This window comes from Pseudomaricurvus sp., assembly GCF_965662505.1.
GTDB lineage: Bacteria > Pseudomonadota > Gammaproteobacteria > Pseudomonadales > Cellvibrionaceae > Pseudomaricurvus.
Window position 1 is genome coordinate 14,456 of record NZ_CBFIHX010000030.1, and the last position, 18,748, is coordinate 33,203.

The window sequence follows — 18,748 nt, forward strand, 5'->3', positions numbered from 1 at the left end:
CGCGATTCGGCCTTTTTTGTTGTATTTTATTGGCTATTTCACAACCCTGCTCAGGCACCCTGTGCCAGGCCAATATCCAACCCCAATTCTTTAAGGCGGGCTATCTTGTACCTTAAAGTTCTTGGGCTGATCCCCAAGCGCTCCGCGGTGTTCTTTTTACTGCCCCGCTCCTGCTTCAGAGTGCTGACAATAATTTCAAACTCACGCTGTTTCAGATCATCCCCCAATACACCGGCCTCGTCCGCACCTGCCTCAGCTTGAACTGATTCCTGCATAAACGGCGCCGCGACAGAAGACGCACAAGGCATGGTATCCAAAGGTTGAGCAGTCAAATTGTCGGCACGGCCACTGACCCCGCCATCAGCAATCCCACTAACCATTGTGGTTGCATTTTGCGACCAGTCCGAGGCTGCCATAAGACTTGGTTTTTCACTGTACTGTTCGGTTTGGATCAAACCAAGGTCATGAGCCGAGATGGTAGCACCAGGCTGCAAAATCAACGCTCGCTGCATAACATTATCCAGCTCTCGTACGTTACCCGGCCAAGGGTATTGCTGCAGTACCTGACGCGCCTGATCATCCAGCCGCACCCCCTTGCGATACTGTTTACCGGCGTGTTTGGACAACAGGCTTTCAGCCAACGGCAGAATGTCAGCAGGGCGATCACGCAAAGGCGCCCACTGCAAAGGCAACACACTCAATCGGAAGTACAAATCCTCACGAAACTTACCCTCTGATACCGTTCGACGCATATCACGGTTGGAGGTCGCAATAACCCGAACATCAAGCTTAATGGTTTTACGTCCGCCCAGCCTCTCAACTTCTTTTTCCTGCAGGACACGCAACAGTTTGGCTTGTAACCCCAACTCCATTTCGGAGATTTCATCCAGCAACAAGGTACCACCATTGGCCTGTTCAAACTTACCTGGCGCACTGTTGTAGGCGCCGGTAAATGCGCCCTTCTCATGACCGAACAGCATAGCTTCCAGCATGTTTTCAGGAATCGCGGCACAATTAATCGCCACGAAAGGCTTGTCAGCCCGCGGTGAATGCGCGTGAACAAATCGAGCTAACACCTCTTTACCGGTACCCGACTCACCGATAATCAACGCCGTAGAATCTGACTCAGCCACCCGTTTCGCCAGTTGTAACAACTGCTGACTGGAGGGATCCTGTGCGATAGGTGCATCATCACCAGGCTTTAGTGATTCACCCGTATAGCGAGCAACGGTCTCCACCAGAACCTGCGGAGCGAATGGTTTAACCAGATAATCAACCGCGCCTTCACGCATGGCATCCACTGAACGATTGATACTGCCGTAAGCGGTATTCAATATAACCGGCAAATGTGGATACGTTGCTTTAATCTCTTTGAGCAGCTGATGGCCATCCATCCCCCCCATATTAACATCAGAGATAACACACTGGACGTCGGCTTGTTGACTCAAAACCACCAGAGCCGCTTCGCCGCTATCGGCTGTGAGTACGTTATATCCTGCCAATTGCAGAGTATCTTCTACCGCTTCACGCAGATCCAAATCATCCTCTACGATTAAAATCGTGATAGAAGCGTTGGCTAACATCTTTTTAGGGGTTCTACAGGCCTGAGTCATACCATTTCCCATTTTATGTTCGGATTACTGTTCTTTATTAAGGTGTACGTTATCTGTAGAGCGTCAATACGCAGCACGGCTAAACTGAGTAAACTCCGCCAGCGGGAGAAAGACTCGCGCGCAAGTTCCTTTGCCTGGTTCTGAGTGCAGAGTGAACTTCCCACCGTGACGACTGGCCACCGTATCCACAACTGACAAGCCCAGTCCGGTGCCCTGTGCTTTGGTGGTCACGAAGACATCTTTCACTGACTGCAGTAACTCTGCATTAATGCCCGGTCCGTTATCTGTGACGGACAAACACACATCCCCCTGCTCAGTCAGTGTCATCGTCAGCGCTACCTGAACTCCAGCGCCTCCGGCTTGTACCGCGTTATTGATCAAATTCAGCATGGCGCCAATCAAAGCGTCTTTATGACATCGCAACAAGTGCGTCGGGCACTCGTTAATCCACTGGCACTCCACCTTGTGCGCAGCCAACAGGACTTCGGTTTCCTCTTCAATCCCCTGCTGCAATTCTGCACAGGTGATTTCATCATTTAACGGCATATCGCCTTTCACAAACACCAGCATATCCTGCACCTGGCGCTCCATATGATTGAGGCGTTTGAGCAGTTTTTCCGAAAAGTTTTGTTGTTTTTCTTTTGATAACTCACCACCACAGAGATGCCCTGCATACAGCATGGCGGCTGATAACGGAGTACGTATTTGATGAGCCAGAGCAGATACCATGCGTCCTAGGGCCGAGAGACGTTCGTGGCGACTTAGCTCGCTTTGTAAGCGACGGGTTTCGGTGTGATCCGTCAGCAGGATAATCTGACCATCTTCTGCCAGTGATCGGGTTGCCAGACTGACACGGCGACCGTCTTTAGTGGATACCTCATGGCCATCATCATCCTGCGGAGAGAAACTGCGACGAATAACATCCAGCCAACGCAATCCCTCCAGTGGTTCACCTAACATTTCTTTGGCAGCGGGATTGGCTTCCGTGATTAAACCGCGGGAATCCAGAACAATGACTCCACCAGGCAAGACGTTCAGCAGGCTTTCCAGACGCTCCGCAATATTTTCTTTTTCGGCCAGCTCTTCCATACGCTTGGCAGAAACCGTGTTCAGTTCGGCCGTCAAATCCGCGACGCGTGTTTCAAGATGTTGATAGGAGTCAGATAACTGTTGCGACATTTGGTTGAACATCTCAAATGCCGCTCTCAGGTCCTCTTTCCCGGCATCTGCAGGCAAGGAATTCGTCAGCGTACTACTAGGTAACTCAGCACCGGCCACGGACAACGCCGTATCCTCTAGCGAGGAAGCGCTGTGCAAAGGGGCTTCAGAAAGGTCCGACACCTCTGGCAGTACATTGGTACTTGGCTGCTCAGCAACCCGTACGGCATGACTCATGGTTTACTCCTGATCCATATTCAACCAAGCGTCAAAGTCTTAACGCTTTAGCTTTTCTGACAGGGATATTGCAAACGCAATGCCAAGTTATTGATCAATCGGAGAAATCAGCTTTTGCGCTGACAGAAAACAAAAAAAGCCGCAGGGGCTGTATGCGACCTGCGGCTTTGGAATGAGAGAAATGCAACGTTATGAGGAACAGTAAATAAATGGGTATATAGACTTAACTTCCAAAACTAGCCACGCTGCAATTCGTACTTGCGCATTTTCTCTACCAATGTCGTGCGTCTGATAGAGAGTCGTTCTGCAGCTCTGGCCACAACACCACCACAATCATCCAACGCTTGCTGAATCAGGTTGCGCTCCAGACTTGTTAGATATTCTTTTAAGTCAATTCCCTGATCTGGCAGCAAGGTGGTATCACTCATACTGACTACCGTTGGCTGTGTCGCCCCGCTGGCTTCGGCCAACACCTGGAACTCTTCTTCGTCCAGCATATCCACATGCCGGTATTTCGGCGGCAAGTTTTGCACACCAATTACACCGTAGGGATGCATGATAGCCATACGCTCCACCAGGTTTGCCAATTCACGTACATTACCCGACCACTCGTGCTGACAAATCGACATAATCGCCGCCGAATTGAAACGAATGGAGCCTCTGTTCTCACTTTCGAGCCGTGAGACCAACTCGCTCAACAGCAAGGGAATATCTTCGGCACGTTCTCTCAAGGAGGGCATTTCAATGGGGAATACATTGAGGCGGTAATAAAGGTCTTCGCGAAAAGTCCCTTCGATAATCATTTCTTCAAGATTTCTATGAGTCGCCGCGATCACACGGACATTCACAGGTTGGGATTTATTTGCGCCGACACGCTCAAAACAGCGCTCTTGCAGAACACGCAGAATTTTAACCTGCATGTTTAACGGCATATCACCGATTTCATCTAAAAATAGAGTGCCGCCTTCAGCCATTTCAAAGCGACCAGCACGGGCATTGATCGCCCCGGTAAATGCGCCCTTCTCATGACCGAACAACTCGCTTTCCAGAAGTTCAGCGGGAATGGCACCGCAGTTTACCGGGACAAAAGGTGCATCACGACGATCTGAATGGTAATGCAGATTACGGGCAACCACCTCTTTACCCGTACCAGACTCACCGGTAATAAGTACCGTCACATCTTTATTGGCAACCTGGGTCATCATTTCACGAACAGCCTGAATCTCCCGACTGGTACCGACGAGACTGCGAAAAAGATGACTGGGACGACCGCCCTTATTGCGGAGACTGAACTCTTGTGCTTCGCGGTAACGCTGGGCGCGATGGATCGTGTCCAGCAGCTTGTTATAGCCTGGTGGTACATCCAAAGTCCCGATAATCATGTGCTTAAGATAAGGATCGGCATCTTCAGGTAAGGACTGCTTTTCTCCAAAAAGAATCACAGGCACCAAAGGATTCCAGTCGCGAATAGCTTCCAGGCGTTTATCAAGAGGCACCTGATTACAACTATCACCAAGGATCATGGCAAGATAATCAGCATTCGGGGTGTCCGAATCGGCTTTAGCGTGCTGCTCAGCAATTTCAAGCCAAACCTTAAAGCCAGCCTCAACAGTTGGCTCACCCAGAAAATCCAAAACAACCTTAAGGTTGTGCCGACGTTGCACGTCATCGTCAACGAGAAGTACTTTTAGTTCGCGCCACATAGCGTAATACCTTTTACAACGGCGAATATAGCTTCGTTATATGACTCTGTTTTCGGTCATGATTTTTTGTATGCTAAAAATTTGACACCTTCTCAAAAGGGATATTTATGCGACATCCCGCACAAAATATATGTGACACACGTCACAAAGGTCAAATTTATGACGTTATAGTATAGAAAGCCCTTGCATAAGAAAAGCTCACCGTTAGACCTAAACGCTATATTTTTTTTAGACTCTATGTCACAAAACAGAGAAACGCGGTTTTTTCAGCTTTTCGCGACAATCTCAGTAAAGTTTTACTAACAACAAATAGACAAACAAAAGGATCATCATCCTTAAAATGGATTTTTACTAGAAAATAATGGCGCCGAATACTTCAATAAAAGGATGGACATCCAGTCAGAAATCTGCCGAATGCCCCTTTTGAACTGAGGGTGAAATAGCCATTTGTGCCAAATATGGTTCAAATAGGTTAAAAATACAACGAGGAAAAATATGCCTCTGGAACGAAACGAGGAGGAGCGAGGGATAACGCTAAACAGCGCGATGCAGAACCACAATTTACAGTCAGTAGCGGTCATTGTTTTACTTTAAGACCACCACTCGAGGTCAGACTATTATCTATAGACAGACTGTTATCTAAAAAAAAACTACGACCTAAAGGCAAACTGCTACATGAAGCCTAACTACTAGCTGAAATTAAACTATCAACTGGGTCAAATCAGGCCTAATGGGAACCGAAAACAGGTGTAACTACAATCAACCATGTGTGTTAACGGTATCGTCTTCAACGGTGTCGGCAGCAAGAGCCTGAACACTGATATCACACTGAGCCAAAATATCTCGATACAAACCGACCACTTCACGCAACTCTTTCAACAGAGTTGCCATATCTTTCGAGGGATCGTCGGCGGCCTGGCTTACGGCATCCATCATCCGGGCGTCGCCTTGCTTCACAGCATGCCAGTCACGACCAGACAGAGCTTCAGCCAATTGTCTCTTCTCACGCCCCATCACCATCTGGGTATTCGGTATCAGCGTCATATCAACTCCAGTAAGTTCATTCTACCTGAAGTATATAACGGCCGAGCAGACAATAATCTTAATGTTGTTGCTGAAATCTATTCAGATATCAACGAACTGGAGCGATTCAACTTGATTAAGACTCGATAGCATCCCAGCCAGACTTCAGCTCAGTTAACATTTTGCTGGATTCTGCCAGAATAAACTCTCCGGTATCCGCTTCCGCCTCTTCCAGACGCTGAATCACATAACCGTATAAACGGTCCAGTCTGACGGCCATTTCACCGCCCAGATCAAAGTCCAGGCTCTCACGCAGACCATTGATAATACCGATCGCTTTATGCATCAGCTGACCAGCTTCATCCTCACGACCACAACGCAATTGCAACGCGGCTTGATCCAAACGCTCCAAAGCACCATCCAGCAGTAACTGAATGACAGCATGCGGGGTCAGTTGCTCAGCATGCTCTTCCATTCGTGCGGCGGCCTGAGTTTCTTCGATGGATAAAATAGCTGCATTTGACATGGAAACCTCCTCAAACAGGATAAAACCCAAAAGTGGCAGTTTTTTGCCACGTTGTATTTACTTATCTGAGATAAAGCACAGACTGTGCCAAGAGTGGAGCTTTGGAGTTTTCATTTTAAAATGAAGATAAAATCCCCAGACAAAAAAAAGGCCTCTTTATATAAGAGGCCTACAGCAACTCAGCTGACAATCAAGAAATTTCTGCCCACGCTCCGGTTATAGGTAATAACAGGTCACGGCACTCATCGAACTTGGATTCATCATTTTTCATATGTGCCTGGGTCAAAGTACGCTGAATGTAATCGTAGAGAGAATCCAGGCTTTGGGCGACCTCGCCACCACTGTCAACATCCAGAAACTCACGCAATCCCATCAGAATATTGATCGCCTCGGAAACTTTTTTACCCTTGGTCGCAATATCCTTTTGTTGCAATGCTCCTTTTGCCTGGGCAATACGAGTCAACAGGCCTTCATACAACATGCCAATCAAGCGGTGCGGGCTGGCATCTTCAACACCGGCACTGACCTGAACTTGTCCGTAGCTTTGCATGGCTGCACGTGCGTTCATGTTATCCCCTTTCCCCTGCTGGTTTGCAACAAAATGTTCTATTGATTATTGCGGCTGCGGCAGGAAAAGCTTTAACTATTTTGTGAAGTGAATGGCAGATAATCGCCGATATTATCCAGCGCACTGCCAGAACTGTTGATGCTGTTTACAATGCTTTCCATCGCCATAAACTGCGATAACAAGCGCTCGTAATAGGCCTCCATACGATTATCCAGCTTGGTCTGATCGTCATCCAGATCCTCAATTTTACCTTCCAACCTCTCTTCACTTTTATCCAGTACACCGTTACTGACAAGATAAGTATCGATAACCTTGCTTAACTCCGTACCAAAGCCTCTGGAGAAATTGACGGTTGAGGAAGTAGCACCCGGCTGCACAATCAGACTGATACCATAGGCGTCACTTCCCAATGCCGGCAACAAGGCTTCACCAGAACCAAAGCCCGCTTCACCATTTATCGTACCGGCAACATTTTTACCCGCCGTACTCACACCGGAATCCAAACCAAGGTCGGCGGCATTAACTCCCAGCGCGGTCACAGTGACATTCGACTTGCTGCCATAATCACGAGATCCGATTTCAAAATGATCACCGTTCCAGGTGACATCGACATCAGCTCCAGCGGCTTTTAAGTTGGAGTCGTTATTGATTTGCGTTTGTAAATATAATGCTAACTCATCCTGACTAGCATAACTCCCAAGAGCGACTTCAATGGGGTTCGATGTTACCCCATTAACCGTGATCTGAAAGTTGTAAGAATCATTAGCAGGACCGCTGCCCGCCGTCGCTGTGCCGGTTGAGAACCCAAACTCAGCACTGCTATTACTGATCGCAACGGAAGATGAATCACCACTGTTGCGCGATGTTACGACAAACTCGGAACCATTATGGACAATATCAGCGGATACACCGAGGGTATCAAATTCGTTTTGAAGAGCCACTGCGATTTCAGTTTCATCGGCATAATCTGCAATAGGAAGCTCGACAGTGACGGCCGTACCGCCATCGACTTCTACATCAAAGGTATAAGTCCCTGCGGCCACCCCCTGAGTCGACATATCCAGCACACTGAAGCTACTGGCACCTCCGGTATAAAAACCTGAAGATGTCGCTACAGCAAGATCGGACAGTAACGATCCCGCTGCTGCCGATCCAACCAAACCACCCTTCTCCGGCTCTTGCGTAATCACTACGTCATATTCACCAGGTGTGGCTTCACTGCGAAAACTGTTCACCACAATCTTGTCAGAGCTGCTGCTAGCTTGTGGTGTAAAAAGCGCCTTCACCTGATCGTAACTGTCTGAAAAAGCTCTGTTAAAGTCTTCGTCATCGATACTAAGTGTACCGTCATTTTCGGTACGGATGCCCACACTTGAAAGCGCAGCGAAGCTTTCATCGAGACCACCAACACTCGTGGATATCAAATTGCGAATTTGGGTCATCACCGAGCGAGCAGCAGGATCACGCTTGAGACTACCCTCTTCTTCTGTCTCAGTGTTATAACCAACAGCAGGCTCAACCGCCTCAAGAAATGCATTAAAGCTGTCGACAAAGTCTCTGACCGCCTGTTGAGCACCGGCCTTGTCTTCGCTAATCGAAACATTAACCACATTGCCTGGATCGGGCTTGGCCAAAGTAAACTTAAAACCGTCCAATACATCATCGATTTCATTGGTACTGCGGGTAACTTCCAGTCCGTTAATCTTCAACCGTGCATCCTGACCGCCCTGGGCTTGATTCAGGGCCTGATCAGTGGCATTAAAATTAAAAGCAGCCAAACCTTCGGCTCCAGCTTCTTCGGTAGCCGTAATCTGTAATTGATTCGATTGACCGGATTCAGCCGTTAGCAATAATCGATAACCGTTGCCATCGTTGACCACACTGGCTGTGACACCCACGTCAGCCTCATTAATGGCGTCACGCAGGCCGTTAAGGGAGTTATTGGTGTCATCCAAAGTGATGACCAAAGGGTCTTTATCGCCATTATGGGTAAAGGTTGTTGGCGGCTCGGCACTGTCCCAACTGCCAAAATCCAGAGTCAGGCTGCCTTTGCCTACGGCATCAGTAGGTGCAGCAAAACTGGAACCCGTCGCCAGTGACTGCGATTGGGCAACATCCAGCACCTCAAACGAGTAGTTACCCACCGGAACATTCTCGTCCAGGGATACAGGGATAAATGCGCTACTGTCACTAAAGCTGGCGGATTTACTGTTAAACGTAGCACTATCGGTAAGAACATCACCCGAATCTTGCAACAAAGACAAGGCGCTGCGAATCACACCAAAGTCAGAGAGTTTGGTCTCGAAAGATTCACGCTTGGTGTCAATTTGGTTTTGCTTGGGCGCGCGCTCCACATCGGTCAGCTGTTCTACCAGCGAGGTAGAATTAAGGCCTGAACCTGCCCCAAGACTGCTGATAATATTACCGCCAATTGATTCCATAACTCTGCCTTCGTACCACCTACAGGGAAAACCCAATACCACTTACAATCTATATCGGCAGTATTGAACGTAACTTTATAACTGATAAGTTTTGATAAACTGTTAATTCAGAAAGACAGAAATGCAAAAGGCGCGCCAATGGCACGCCTTTGCAAAAGATCAGATAGAGAAGTGTTAACTGTCGGAGTTAGCCCTGCATACTAATTAATTGCAAAGGCTCGTTATCCCGGGCTTTGGCGGCCAGATCCAGAACCACATCGTTGGGTATTTGTCGAATCAAATCCCCGCTGCTGCGGTCTACAACCCGTACCACGGTATCACCGGTATCTTCATCAACGTGAAACATAAGATCACGTTGTTCGTTTTGAATATAACTGTTTAACTCCGCTACAGCCTGGTTGACCTTCTCACTGGACTGAGCAGTTGTTGCCGTTACGGCAACCTCATGCGGCAAGGTTTTTCCGGTCTCTGCCACAGATGACGATTTAATCCCTGCACCTGCTGTAGAAGACATTGCCGTAGATCCCCTGCTGGATAAGGTCTCTGTAATCACTGATAAACCAACATCACTCATAGGGTTAACCTCTTAACGTTATTGAGAGCTTCCATCCAGGAAGCTCTCTCCAAAATTAACCTTTACGGTCATGGATTAACGCAGCAGTGACAACACCTGCTGTGGCGCCGCATTGGCCTGGGCCAGCATTGCCTGAGAGGCTTGTTGCAGAACCTGAGCTCGGGACAAGTTGGCAGTTTCTGCCGCGAAGTCCGCATCCTGAATCCGTGAACGTGCTGCTGAAGTGTTCTCGGAAACGTTCATCAGGTTGCTGACGGTAAAGTCCAGACGGTTATTAGCCGCACCTAAATCTGCACGCTGGGCGTTCACTTGCTCCAAAGCGTTATCAATGACATTGATCGCCTTCTGAGCTCCGGCTTGAGTAGAAATATTAACACCGGCGACTGAGCCAGTACCATCTACTGCATTACGCTCCATCAAACCAGTAGTGGCCAGAATATTGGTAGCCGCAGTATCATCTTTCGCCTTAATAGCGATGTCTTCTCCGGTTGTGGAACGAAGCTCAATATTATTTGTTCCGCTTCCCAGATAAGCAACTACGCCGCTCTCGTCAGACTTCTCATTAATAGCTTTGACGGCAGCCGCTGCTGTAGTAGCGGCATCAGTATCGTATTCAATATCTCCAATCGCGACCCCGTTTATCATCAGATCGCCATCAGACAAATCCGTTGCTGAAGATGCTGCATCCACTGTTTGGCCAACCAGGTTGCCATCGTCGTCCTGGATATTCAAACCCAGAGTTTCAATTTCAGCAGCGGAGAGTGATCCTGCATCTTCTACTTTAATACCACGCTTATCAGCGCTAGTATCGGTCAGTACTAATGAGAAATTGGTTGTAGAATCCGCAAACCCAGCACCAGCATCATCAGTAGTTCCATCGGCCACCTGAAGGCTTGTTGCACCTTCTGCAGAAAGAGTTAGCTTTCCACTATCATCAACTCTGGCATCGATTGAAGTTTCTGAATTAATTTTGTTAACTAATTCATCCATACTGTTAGTATCAGTGATGTTGTAAGTCTGGGTATCACCATTTCCATCAGTTAAAGTTAGAGTTAAATCAGATGTTCCAGCAACAAAAGCACCATCACCAACAGATGAAGCAGTAACGGTCACCAAACTGGAAACCTCAACTCCACGCCCATCCAGGTCAGAATTCATAGAGTCTAGAGCATCGTTTAATGTGGTCGCACCGCTCAAATCGCTGATGGTTACATCGTTGATTGACAACTCATCTCCACCAGCTAAATCGGTGAGGTCTGACAATCCATTTGTTGTTGCCTGGCCGATCACATCACCCGTCCCACCACCCAGAGAAGAGGCGCCAAAACCTTGAAGAGCAATATCAATGGTTTGATTTGCATTCGCACCCACCTGCAAAGAGACCTTAGAACTGCTGCCATCCAGAATGTTTTTTCCATTAAAGGATGTGGTTTGGGCAATACGGTCAATCTCGGATTTCAGCTGCTCAACCTCAGCGTTCAATGTAGAACGGTCTGCATCTGAATAGATTCCGTTCGCAGACTGTACCGACAGTTCACGCATACGCTGCAGAATATTGGTGCTTTCATCGAGTGCACCCTCTGCAGTTTGGATCAGAGAAATACCGTCATTTGCGTTAGCTACGGCACGATCCAGACCTTTGATCTGTGCAGTTTGACGGTTTGTAATGGCCAGACCAGCTGCATCGTCGGCGGCGGTATTGATACGCTTACCTGAGGACAGACGCTCCATAGCCTGTTCCATTTCCGCACCGGACTTCACCAGCTGACGCTGTGAACTTAAAGACGAAATATTACTGTTAATAACTAAAGGCATGTTGCGCTCCTATAAGTATTCATTACCAACGCCAGTCGACATGACTAGTCGTTAAGTGGCTTTGAAACAGCTCAAGAACATCTAGTTTTGAGCGCTTCTGACATACTTATCGGCACCCCTTGGGGTAACTTTAGTGACGAATCCGAAAAAGGTTGACAGCGAGAATTGCCGTCTTGGGAGGAGTAGAAATAGTACCTCGACATAAAATCCATGTGAAGTCTTTCACAAAAAAAAAGCCCGGCCAACCTGAGCTGACCGGGCTTTTACTTACCGAACATTACCCCTGAAGCAACTGCAAAACCTGTTGCGGCTTGGCATTAGCCTGAGCCAACATGGCTTGCGATGCCTGCTGCAGAACCTGAGCACGAGACAAGTTCGCTGTCTCTGCGGCAAAGTCCGCATCCATAATACGAGAGCGTGAAGCTGAGGTATTCTCTGACACATTCATCAGATTGGAAATCGTAAAGTCCAGGCGGTTGTTCGCGGCACCCAGATCTGCACGAGTAGCGTTGATCTCTTCCAGAGCGCGATCCACAACATCAATAGCTTTCTGAGCCCCCTCTGCCGTAGCAATGCTGACACTGGCGATCGAACCGACACCAGACAAAGCATTTTGCTCAGTGATACCAATCGAAGTGAACAATTGAGCTGCGGTCAGTCCATTACCAGCCTCAACGGCAAACTCGCTACCATCAGCTGAACGCAATGCAATAGAGTCGGCAGCAGTACCGGCATAGGCTACAATACCTGTCTGCTCAGAGATTTCATTAATGGCTTCAATTGTCGCAGCAGCCTTCGCTGTTGCTGTTGCAGCAGTCGGGACAATAGCACCTACAGGCACACCATTTAGCACCAGGTCGCCCTCAGTCAAACCGTTGGCATCAACCGTAGCTCCTTGTAAAGCACCGCCATCATCCTGAACATTAAGACCCAACGCTGCCATTTCAGCAGCAGTTGTGGTTGCTCCAATCTCAACTTTAATGCCTTTCTTGTCAGCAGAAGTGTCTGTTAACACAAGCGAGAAATTAGTCGTGGCATCGGCCAGGCCACTGGCGTTGTTGTCCGGATTCGTAGTGCTATCGGCGATAGCGATGCTCTGTACATTTTCTTGAGACAGAACCAACTTGCCATCTTCATTGATACTCGCTTCCACACTGGTTTCAGAATTAATCTTTGCAACCAGGTCTTTCATGTTTTCTGTATCAGAGATCACATAAGACTGAGTATTTCCATCACCATCGACCACATCAATAGCTAAAGTATCAGTGCCTCCCCGCAGCAACCCGGTACCCACAGAACTTGCTTCAACGCTGACCAACGTGGAAACCTCAACTCCCTTACCATCAAGATCTTCATTCATTGAGGCCAGGATTTCATTAATGGAATCCGTCTCGGGTGCAGTATGGTCGATTGCAGAGATGGCAGTATCGTTAATTGTGATGTCGCCGGTGGCCGTGAAAGCAGTGGTTAAATCGGCCAAACCATTAGTAGAGGCAGAGCCAACGATATCACCTGAACTTCCACCCAGTGAGCTGGTGCTGAAAGATCCTATCTCCAGGCTAACCACCTGATTCGACATAGCACCGACCTGAAGATCGACATCTTTCAAGGAACCATCCAGTAACGGCTGACCGTTAAAAGACGTTGTTTCAGCAATGCGGTCTAACTCTGTTTTAAGTTGTTGAACTTCGGCATCCAGAGTGGATCGGTCTGCGTCCGAATAAATTCCGTTAGCGGACTGAATGGACAACTCACGCATGCGCTGCAGGATATTGGTGGTTTCATCCAGCGCACCTTCCGCTGTCTGAATCATGGAAATACCGTCATTGGCATTTCGTACTGCCTGATCCAAACCTTTAATTTGTGAGGTCATACGGTTTGCAATCGCCAAGCCCGCGGCATCATCTGCTGCTGAGTTTACGCGTTTACCTGAAGACAGACGTTCCATAGCCTGAGCCATATCTTCGCCTGATTTAACCAGTTGCCGCTGAGAGTTCAGCGCTGCCACATTCGTATTGATGACTAATGGCATAATCATTCTCCTGTTAAGCTAATTCAGCTACAAACTTGCCAATTGCGAGTATTGACTAAATTGTTGACTTGGCACTTGGGCCGCAAGGCTTCTCTGAAATACCACTGTCGTCCAGACAGACTTTCAGAGAACACCTGCTTTGCCGGTTGTACCGTAAAGTATGTTCACAGTAGATATAGCAACGGCTATGCCAACTTTTAAAAAACACATAACCCATTGATTTTATAGAATTTTTTAAAAACATTTTCCTGTGATATAAACTCACGAAAAGCAAAAGCGGCAACACTCTTCCGCTTGCCGGTTATGTTTTTTCCGCTTTTTTCAACAGAAATGGCTTGGATATTCACGACCTGACACCTACCATGGAACCTTTGCAGAAACTCCGTCAGGGCTCATCATGACTGAAGCATATAGACACAGAATTGAAGCGGTTTTAACTCTTGCTGCCGAATTGCACGAGGCATTTGAAAATGAAAAATGGGACGAGGTAGAAGCTTTATTGCAGAAAAGAAACCTGGCAGCAGAACAGGCTTTTACTGCCGATTTGCCAACCAATCTGCATAAGTATGCCCGTGACGCTTTCGAGCAGTTGCGAAAGCAGGATCAGGAGCTGAAAGAGAAAGCAGAGTTATTACAGAAAGACTTGCGAGAAGAGCTGATGCAGATAAATAAGTCTAAAAAGTCGATTGAGGCTTATCAGGTTTAGTCATAGGAACACTTCAGCTTCGGAGTAGTACCCTTCGACAGGCTCAGGGCGAACGAGAATGGTGCCACTCGAAGATCCTATCAGCCTGGCTCTGTCGAATGATAAACACCCCAACGCCACCAAGCCTTTCACCCTGAGCTTATCGAAGAGCCAACATCCAGACTCATTGAACCCGCTCACCCTGAGTCTTTTGAAGCGCTACATCCAACTTATCCAGCCTGTTCGCCCTAAGCCCGTCGAAGGGCTATATCCAAACTTATCGAACCCGTTCTCACTGAGCCTGTCGAAGAATCAACATCCAGACTCATCGACCCCGTTCGCCCTGAGCCTGTCGAAGGGCTACATCCAAACTCACCAAGCCCGTTCGCCCTGAGCCTGTCGAAGAGCTACATCCAAACTCACCAAGCCCGTTCGACCTAAGCCTGTCGAAGGGTCTGATTACATACGACTAAACAACGTCAACTGGCTCACTTTCATAAAACTGGCCTGGGCCGCATCCAAAATCAAGGATTGCCCAGCCAATCGAGTCGCCGCTTCAGCGTAATCCAGAGATTGAATCTCGCCCAATACTTCCTCTGTATACAACTGAGTATCAAGGTGTTGTTCACGCATACTGTCCAGCGTATTGAAACGGGCACCTAGATTAGCTGTTGTTTTCGCCATTACTGCTTGAGTATTATCCAAATTATCCAGAGTATTCCCTACGATGGCTGATAACTCAGTTTTGCTGTCCTCAGATCCATCGTAATTTTTCATGGCTTCGTTGAAGCGGCTTAACGTCGTCAAAATGTCCTGATTGGGTGTAGAGTCTACAAAAAATTGATCGCCATCATCTGGCTGCCCACTCAGGCTCACGCTAATACCATGAACTTCAATGTCTGTGCCTGGAGCATAGGGTATACCTGTCATAGGTAAACCACTTACGGGATCAGTCACTGGCAGCCCCGTCGAACGCTCAGTAAATGAAACGCTATTCGTGCCTTGATCATAAGTGATGATCATGTCTTCAGGATAAAACGCATCGTAGGCTTCCTGATCAACAACCTGACCGACATTAATCTTGGCCGCGGGGTCGGCAGTGTTAGCGCTGCTCACTGAAGTCCGCATCGAGTTTTCAGCCGCCGGAATATTCCAAAACACGTCTTTACCCGAATCTCCTGCCATAATAGCAGTAGACTCTGACACTTTAATTTTTAAGCCACCCTCACTACCATGAAACTCAAAACCTGACATGGCATTACCTACAAATGGCTGCTCTCCCCCTTTATATCCCGCAAAGATATAATCACCCGATGAATTCTGTGTATTCATGAGATCTTTGAGTTCATCGAGACGTGCACCCACTTCACTGGAGATATTGGCATAATCTTCCGGTGTATAGGTTGCTGTGTTACCCGCTTTCACCGCCAACTCTCTGACACGCTGAATCAAGTTCGAGACACTGTCGAGCGTGGTTTCTTCCAGGGAGAGGTTGTTTTCGGCAAGATCAATATTTTTACCGTATTGATCTATTCGTGACAGGTTGTGCTCCAACTGCAGAATTTTAGCTGCGCCCACAGGATCATCCGCTGCCGTCAGGATATTTTTCCCGCTGGAAAGCTGTTCCTGAGTCTTCGCAATCGAGACGCTCGATTCACGAATGCTGTTATTGGCAATATTAAAAATCTGTAGAGTTGAAATTCTCATGACTGAAATATCTCTGCAAGCAGATCACTGTTTTGGCAAATAATATTCATTAAAAAATGCCAACCAAACGATCAAACAAGTCTCTGGCCACTGAAATGACCTGAGCATTAGCGTTATACATCTGTTCATACTGGATAAGACTGGCCGCCTCTTCATCCAGATTCACACCCGATATAGAGTCACGAAGACTCTGTGTTTGAGTCAAAATCTGCTGACTGGCTTCCAAATTAATATTAGACGCATTCGTTTGAATACCAACGGTCTGCACCAAATGTCCATAAGCCCCACTAAGGTCTGTTGCACCGCCATCCAGTATACCCGCATGGGTAACATCGATAAGACTGAGTGCATTACGGTTATCCGTAGAGGCATCAGTGTTAAAATCCATCGTGAAACGATCACCTGTTTGTGGCACCCCGCTGATACTTACGGAAATACCCAGTGCATCCACTGGCAAATCGTTGGTTTGACCAGGGATAAAAGTTTGTCCCGTTATGGGTGTCGCCAAAGGTTGCGGATTACCGGGATCAGAGTTGTCCAAAATATCGTAGGTGGTGGCAGAGGTAAATTGAACCAGCAGCGGAGGGCTCATTGTACCGTCATTGGGAAATAGCAATGGAACACCACCGGCATCCGTCAGCTGATTCACCGAGCCAGCGCTAATTGTTGCATTTCCCAAGTTTCCGCCATCGGTGGATGTTTCCAGCGGACTAGCCAGAGCCACCTGTTCAGGTTTGGAAATAACCGTCGCGATATCTCTGGCCCCAGCTTTAGTCGGCTGAATCAGAAAGCGATCTCCCGAGTTGAAGGTTCCAGTTATATCAAGACTCACACCATCAAATTCAATAGGCTGCGAGACATCGCCTGAAGTCACCACCTCACCATCGGACTCCCGAGTAACATGATAGGTACTGCCATCCGGAGAGACTTCCAACACATAATCACTGTTGGTCAAATCACCGACATTGGTAATTTCTGCACCCATCACCAGGTTACTCGGCAATGTATTGCCGCTGTCGGCAAGTACTCTTCCGTTCATCAAGGCTGTGTTGTTCACATCCCGAAAGAAGTCACCACCTAATTGACCATTCAGGTCAACCCCCAAGCGGTGAGCCTGATTGATGGAATCACTTAACCCGATGGCAACCCGACCCAGTTCGTTATACGCGTTGGACAAAGTCTCATTATTGAACTCCATCAAACCGCCCAACTGCCCACCATTGATATAGCGAGAGATATCTTGTGAACTGGAGCCATCCACATAGACAATGCCTTTTTGCTGCGGGTCCGGATTTCCGTTCACCACAGCCAATTCGCGAGCTGAACTGCCAACGACCAGTGCTTGGCCAGAGCCAATATTGACATTCATCATGCCATCACCCTGATCCACAACATCAACATTGACCAGCTCCGACAACTGCCGCAAAAGCTCGTCTCGCTTGTCCAATAGATCATTAGGCGTGTGACCGCTCTCTCCGGTAGCCTTGGTAATACTCTGATTCAGTTCGGCGATGGATTTGGCCAGCACATTAACCTGCTGAACAGCGGCAGACATATTCTGCTGAACGCCCTTATTGAGGGTTTCCAGATTGTCGTAAAGACTGTTAAAGCGCCCGGACAGGTTTTCCGCCTGGCTGATTAACTGCTGTCTGGAAGCTATAGAACCGGGATCGTCTGCCGCATTTTCCATAGACGCATAGAACTGATTCAGGCTATTGGACAAACCCGTTGTCGAATCAGACAAAAGGTTATCCAACTGGCCAATCTGATCATTAAACGCATTTAGTCCTGAAGACAGTGATGTTTCACCGCGCAATTGCGACGTCAGAAATTGATCAACAGCTCGCTCGATAGTGGAGACGCTGGCACCGTTGCCTATAAAGCCACTGCCCGTAAACTGTCCAGGATTACTGGCAACTGAAACCTGTTGACGACTGTATCCTGGCGTATTTGCATTGGCGATGTTATGCCCGGCAGTTTGCAGAGCATTCTGGCTAACTTTCAATCCTGAAATGGCGGAACTTAATAACCCTGCCATGCGCCTTAACCTCTATCTTTCAATCGTTCAGGGAAGTGTTGTTCCACAATCCCAATAATCTTATCTGCGTATTTAGGATCGGTTGCATAACCTGCCTGCTGCAACCCTTTTACATACTCAACGGCGTCAGAAGCGGCTTTCAATGCTTCCTGATAACGGCTATTGTTTTTAATAAATGAAACATAGTCCTGAAAACTCTCGGCAAACGAGCTGTATGCGCGAAAACTGGCGCGCTCACGAACAGGAACACCATCGCGGTATTCCAGCGTAGACACCACTGCCTTATCACCTTGCCAACTGCTGTCTGCTTTAATGCCAAACAGGTTGTAACTGTTTTGGCCTGACTCATCTTTAATCAGGTGTTTTCCCCACCCAGTCTCCAATGCAGCCTGTGATAGCAGAACTTCTCCGTGCACACCCAAAGCCTCAGCGGCTTTTCTGGCAAGCAGCAACAAATGCTCTTTAAAGCTTTCCAGTGTTAATGGACCATCAAAAGTGGAGCCATTAGCAGTATCTTTCGTACTGACATCGGTAGATATGCTTGTCTCAGAAGTCGCTTCGGTTGTGCTTTCAATCACTTTCTCAACAATATTCTTGAAGTACTGCTCAAACCCCTGAGTTTCTCTGG

16 protein-coding genes are annotated in these 18,748 nt (G+C 47.8%); 2 read left to right on the plus strand and 14 right to left on the minus strand.

Translation table 11 applies throughout. The features are described from left to right. Positions 1-50 precede the first annotated feature (50 nt). The 11 genes from ACTG33_RS06170 to ACTG33_RS06220 all read right to left on the minus strand — a co-directional run bounded on the left by ACTG33_RS06170 (position 51) and on the right by ACTG33_RS06220 (position 14,037). Positions 51-1,613, minus strand: coding sequence for a sigma-54-dependent transcriptional regulator (locus tag ACTG33_RS06170; protein ID WP_439134323.1), 1,563 nt, complete (start codon positions 1,611-1,613; stop codon positions 51-53). Between the two features lie 63 nt (positions 1,614-1,676). Next, the gene (locus tag ACTG33_RS06175) at positions 1,677-3,008 is read right to left on the minus strand and encodes a sensor histidine kinase (protein WP_439134324.1); all 1,332 of its coding nucleotides are present in this window, start codon (positions 3,006-3,008) and stop codon (positions 1,677-1,679) included. A 236-nt stretch (positions 3,009-3,244) separates the two neighbouring features. Then, on the minus strand, positions 3,245-4,711 hold the full coding sequence (locus ACTG33_RS06180; protein ID WP_439134325.1) for a sigma-54 dependent transcriptional regulator: 1,467 nt from the start codon (positions 4,709-4,711) through the stop codon (positions 3,245-3,247). A gap of 759 nt (positions 4,712-5,470) precedes the next feature. Further along, positions 5,471-5,755 (minus strand): hypothetical protein, encoded by a 285-nt coding sequence (locus ACTG33_RS06185; protein ID WP_439134326.1) that lies wholly within the window; start codon positions 5,753-5,755, stop codon positions 5,471-5,473. Positions 5,756-5,870: 115 nt separating this feature from the next. Continuing rightward, complete coding sequence (fliS, locus tag ACTG33_RS06190; RefSeq protein WP_439134327.1) at positions 5,871-6,260, minus strand: flagellar export chaperone FliS; 390 nt, start codon at positions 6,258-6,260, stop codon at positions 5,871-5,873. 190 nt (positions 6,261-6,450) lie between these two features. Beyond that, positions 6,451-6,828 carry a flagellar export chaperone FliS gene (gene fliS / locus ACTG33_RS06195; protein WP_439134328.1) on the minus strand — a complete coding sequence of 126 codons (378 nt, stop codon included), beginning with the start codon at positions 6,826-6,828 and terminating at the stop codon, positions 6,451-6,453. A 71-nt stretch (positions 6,829-6,899) separates the two neighbouring features. Then, positions 6,900-9,269: a flagellar filament capping protein FliD gene (gene fliD / locus ACTG33_RS06200; RefSeq protein WP_439134329.1), complete on the minus strand. Its 2,370-nt coding sequence runs from the start codon at positions 9,267-9,269 to the stop codon at positions 6,900-6,902. Between the two features lie 187 nt (positions 9,270-9,456). After that, positions 9,457-9,783 (minus strand): flagellar protein FlaG, encoded by a 327-nt coding sequence (locus ACTG33_RS06205; protein WP_439134330.1) that lies wholly within the window; start codon positions 9,781-9,783, stop codon positions 9,457-9,459. A 135-nt stretch (positions 9,784-9,918) separates the two neighbouring features. After that, on the minus strand, positions 9,919-11,658 hold the full coding sequence (locus tag ACTG33_RS06210) for a flagellin N-terminal helical domain-containing protein (RefSeq protein WP_439134331.1): 1,740 nt from the start codon (positions 11,656-11,658) through the stop codon (positions 9,919-9,921). Between the two features lie 277 nt (positions 11,659-11,935). Next, positions 11,936-13,690 (minus strand): flagellin N-terminal helical domain-containing protein, encoded by a 1,755-nt coding sequence (locus tag ACTG33_RS06215; protein WP_439134332.1) that lies wholly within the window; start codon positions 13,688-13,690, stop codon positions 11,936-11,938. A gap of 197 nt (positions 13,691-13,887) precedes the next feature. Next, on the minus strand, positions 13,888-14,037 hold the full coding sequence (locus tag ACTG33_RS06220) for a hypothetical protein (protein WP_439134333.1): 150 nt from the start codon (positions 14,035-14,037) through the stop codon (positions 13,888-13,890). Positions 14,038-14,087: 50 nt separating this feature from the next. Between ACTG33_RS06220 and fliT the strand changes: the two genes are divergently transcribed. Both fliT and ACTG33_RS06230 read left to right on the plus strand, forming a co-directional pair. Next, positions 14,088-14,396, plus strand: coding sequence for a flagellar protein FliT (gene fliT / locus ACTG33_RS06225; protein ID WP_439134334.1), 309 nt, complete (start codon positions 14,088-14,090; stop codon positions 14,394-14,396). A gap of 58 nt (positions 14,397-14,454) precedes the next feature. Beyond that, the gene (locus tag ACTG33_RS06230) at positions 14,455-14,769 is read left to right on the plus strand and encodes a hypothetical protein (RefSeq protein ID WP_439134335.1); all 315 of its coding nucleotides are present in this window, start codon (positions 14,455-14,457) and stop codon (positions 14,767-14,769) included. Positions 14,770-14,834: 65 nt separating this feature from the next. Here ACTG33_RS06230 and flgL read toward each other — a convergent pair whose 3' ends face one another. The 3 genes from flgL to flgJ all read right to left on the minus strand — a co-directional run. Further along, the gene (gene flgL / locus ACTG33_RS06235) at positions 14,835-16,082 is read right to left on the minus strand and encodes a flagellar hook-associated protein FlgL (RefSeq protein WP_439134336.1); all 1,248 of its coding nucleotides are present in this window, start codon (positions 16,080-16,082) and stop codon (positions 14,835-14,837) included. A 49-nt stretch (positions 16,083-16,131) separates the two neighbouring features. Then, positions 16,132-18,120 (minus strand): flagellar hook-associated protein FlgK, encoded by a 1,989-nt coding sequence (gene flgK / locus ACTG33_RS06240; RefSeq protein ID WP_439134337.1) that lies wholly within the window; start codon positions 18,118-18,120, stop codon positions 16,132-16,134. Between the two features lie 5 nt (positions 18,121-18,125). Beyond that, a partial coding sequence (gene flgJ, locus ACTG33_RS06245) for a flagellar assembly peptidoglycan hydrolase FlgJ (protein WP_439134338.1) occupies positions 18,126-18,748 on the minus strand: 623 nt, incomplete at its 5' end.